The following is a 3,536-nucleotide window of genomic DNA, read 5'->3' on the forward strand; positions in this document are numbered from 1 at the left end:
GAATAGCACCATGTCAACAGAACAAAATTCTTCTGATCCGTGGGCGCAAACCAGTGAAGCGACTCGTAGCGATCCATGGGGGGCAAACCAGTCATCAACACAAGCCGATTGGTTAAACTCAGAAACCGTTGAACAGGCTCCGTTCGATATTTTAAATCCGTTCGATACGGCTATGGTGCCGTTGGATCGCTGGGTTGAATCCGGCCTCAACTGGTTGGTTGAGCATGGACGGCCGATTTTTCAAGCGGTTCGGATTCCAATTGACTTCATCTTGACTTCGTTTGAGACGACGTTAGTTGAAACACCTGCACCGTTTATGTTGGTTATCTTGTTTTTATTGGCGTGGCAGTTTTCAAGTCTACGTCTTGGCTTTGTGACGGCAGTATCGCTGGTTTTTATCGGCCTGATTGGCGCTTGGTCGCAAGCGATGACGACTCTATCATTGGTTATGACGTCGGTGTTTTTCTGCTTGTTGATAGGCTTACCGCTTGGAATTTGGCTAGCTCGAAGTGATACGGCGGCCAAGTTAGTTAGGCCTATTCTCGATGCGATGCAAACAACTCCAGCGTTCGTTTATCTGGTGCCCATCGTCATGTTATTCGGAATTGGTAATGTACCCGGAGTCGTCGTTACGATTATCTTCGCGCTTCCTCCCGTGGTTAGGCTAACTATTTTGGGAATACAGCAGGTACCTGAAGAGCTCATTGAAGCAGGGCACTCTTTTGGCGCAAGCAATAAACAGATGCTTTACCGCATTCAACTCCCCCTGGCGTTGCCAACGATCATGGCGGGCGTAAATCAGACATTAATGCTGTCGCTTTCAATGGTTGTTATCGCGTCGATGATTGCTGTTGGTGGCTTAGGACAAATGGTTCTACGTGGTATTGGCCGATTAGATATGGGGCTTGCGGCTGTGGGGGGCGTGGGTATCGTTATTCTCGCCATTTTACTTGACCGCATTACGCAAGAGCTGGGTGTCAATGCCGGAAACACCAAAACGCGTTGGTACCAGTGTGGGCCAATTGCCATTGTATTACGCCTATTTAAACAATCTAAGAATTCAGAAGTATCACTTAAGGAGAACTACAAATGAGTTATTCATGGAAGAAAGTCATGACCATTGGCGCTTTGTCTACGTTTGCTTTTACTCAGCATACATGGGCGGAAGCACTTCCTGGTGAGGGTGTGGTTGTACAGCCAGTGCAATCAACTGTAGCAGAAGAAACGTTTCAGACTCTCATCGTTAACCGTGCTCTTGAGGCGTTAGGTTACGATGTTAAAGAGACAAAAGAAGTGGATTACAACGTAGGGTATACATCTATTGCGAAAGGTGATGCAACATTCCTAGCCGTTGGTTGGTTCCCGCTTCACGCAGATAAGTACGCTATGTCTGGCGCTGATGAGAAGTTTTACCGTCAAGGGCACTACGTTAGTGGCGCAGCACAAGGCTATTTGATAGATAAAAAAACGGCTGAGAAGTATGGGATCACTAATATTGGTCAATTAACTGACCCGAAGTTAGCGAAACTGTTTGACGCCAATGGTGATGGTAAAGCAGACCTTACGGGATGTAACCCTGGTTGGGGTTGCGAAATGGTTATTGAGGAGCAACTTAACGCATTTAAACTGCGTGATACGGTAACGCATAACCAAGGTAACTATGCGGCAATCATTGCCGACACTATCTCTCGTTACAAGAAAGGTGACCCTATTTTGTACTACACATGGACCCCTTACTGGGTAAGTGGAGTGCTTGTTCCGGGTAAAGATGTCGTATGGTTAGAAGTTCCGTTTTCTGCTCTACCGGGAGAACGTAAGAACGTTGATACCACGCTTCCAAACGGCAAGAACTATGGCTTTGAAATGAACTCAATGCGAATTGTAGCGAACAAAGCATTTGCTGAACAAAACCCTGCCGCAGCGAAGCTGTTTGAAATCATTAAACTAGACATTAATGATGTGAGTGCTCAAAACATGATGATGAGCCAAGGCAAAAACAGCTCGGCTGATATTGAATCTCATGTCAATGGATGGATCAAAGCAAATCAGTCAAAGTTTGATGCTTGGGTTGCTGAAGCCAAAAAAGCTGCGCTATAACCGCTTGATTAAAACTCTGTATAAGTACCTGCTTTAGGTACTTATACAATTCACTATACAGCGGAGGTATGGATGGATAAACACGAAGAGGTATTAGTTTCAATTCGTCAAATTATAAGAGCAATAGATTCACACTCGAAAAAGTTAAACAAAGAGTCTGGCTTAACTACGCCACAATTGATCATCATGCGTGCAATAAATGAACTAGGTGAGGTGACGATCAGTGAGTTGTCAGCCAATACCAATATGAGCCAAGCGACAGCCAGCATTATATTGGATAAGCTTGAGGAGCATCTATTGATACATCGGGTAAGAAATGCATATGATAAAAGAAAAGTCCATGCGTTACTTACTGAACAAGGCAAACAAGTACTAATTGACACTCCTACACCGTTACAGCAAAGCTTTATTGATGAATTTCAAAGGCTTGAAGAGTGGGAGCGTTCTCTTATCCTCTCTTCTTTACAACGTGTGTCTGCTATGATGAATGCCAAAGATATACACGTTGCCCCAGTACTGGAATTGGGTCATATCGGAAGGTCATCAGGTTAGGCGTTACCCTTCTTGACCAACATACACAGCTCGGTTGGAGCTTTGCTCTTTGTTAGGTACAACAGTTCATCAGCCTTTTTATTAGTTCGCCCCAACTGTTGCGTTTTGCTTATAATATGCAGCCACGTTGGCGACTATTTCAAGTTGTCCAAAGTTTAGCTGAGACAATCGTTTTGCGTGATTTGACTATCAATATTTAGCGTTATTTTAAACGGCTAGTGTTCGGTCATCCCTGTATATGTTGAACCCGCTAACAAAGGTGTGAATGTGGAAAATGTGATAGGTCAGATTAACACGTTTGCGTTTTTGAGGGCTCAAAAACGGTGAAACCCCGATGTTGGTAGCATCGGGGTTTCGAATTTTTAGATGTCTCGGATGGTAAGGCCGATAATCTTATATGCAAAAGGTTGGATTAAATCCGAATTAATTCCTTGGTAGGGAATTAGATGCGGATGAAGTCCATGTGCTCAACTTTTGGCTTGAACGCGTGACGTTGAACGTCTTGTGGCTTAACTTTAACTTCAGCGCCGTCGATCACTAGAACGATACCTTCGTAGAACTCAGGCTTGTCCATTTGGTTAACAACGTCATCGTGGTTAAGAACGATAGAAACTGCTGCTTCTTCACCGCCGTATACAACTGCAGGGAATTTACCAGCGTGACGTAGGCGGCGGCTCGCACCTTTACCTAGTTCAGTACGTACTACTGCTTCAAATTTCATAGTATTACTCTCAAAAAATAAGATTTTCATAATCACACTAACAATGCGACCTTGTTTAGTGTTGTAAACGCTGAAGAGTAATTGGTAGTAACTCTTCAAGCGAGCGCGGATACTATCACTCTATCGTTTTTCTAGCAACTCAAAATCAGCTAAATCCACGATTTTG

4 protein-coding genes are annotated in these 3,536 nt (G+C 44.1%); 3 read left to right on the forward strand and 1 reads right to left on the reverse strand.

The features are described 5' to 3' along the window. Positions 1–10: 10 nt before the first annotated feature. The 3 genes from proW to QTO00_RS16595 all read left to right on the forward strand — a co-directional run bounded on the left by proW (position 11) and on the right by QTO00_RS16595 (position 2,649). Positions 11–1,093 (forward strand): glycine betaine/L-proline ABC transporter permease ProW, encoded by a 1,083-nt coding sequence (proW, locus tag QTO00_RS16585; RefSeq protein WP_331425779.1) that lies wholly within the window; start codon positions 11–13, stop codon positions 1,091–1,093. Beyond that, on the forward strand, positions 1,090–2,097 hold the full coding sequence (proX, locus tag QTO00_RS16590) for a glycine betaine/L-proline ABC transporter substrate-binding protein ProX (RefSeq protein ID WP_331425777.1): 1,008 nt from the start codon (positions 1,090–1,092) through the stop codon (positions 2,095–2,097). The genes proW and proX overlap by 4 nt, the downstream gene beginning before the upstream one ends. Before the next feature lie 72 nt (positions 2,098–2,169). Beyond that, positions 2,170–2,649, forward strand: a complete 480-nt coding sequence (locus QTO00_RS16595) for a MarR family winged helix-turn-helix transcriptional regulator (protein WP_331425778.1) — start codon at positions 2,170–2,172, stop codon at positions 2,647–2,649. A 442-nt stretch (positions 2,650–3,091) separates the two neighbouring features. On the opposite strand, the gene rplY is transcribed toward QTO00_RS16595, so the two are convergent. Then, positions 3,092–3,370, reverse strand: coding sequence for a 50S ribosomal protein L25 (gene rplY, locus QTO00_RS16600; protein WP_005471955.1), 279 nt, complete (start codon positions 3,368–3,370; stop codon positions 3,092–3,094). Positions 3,371–3,536: the final 166 nt, after the last annotated feature.

It is taken from the genome of Vibrio sp. M260118 (genome assembly GCF_036533755.1).
Classification (GTDB): domain Bacteria; phylum Pseudomonadota; class Gammaproteobacteria; order Enterobacterales; family Vibrionaceae; genus Vibrio.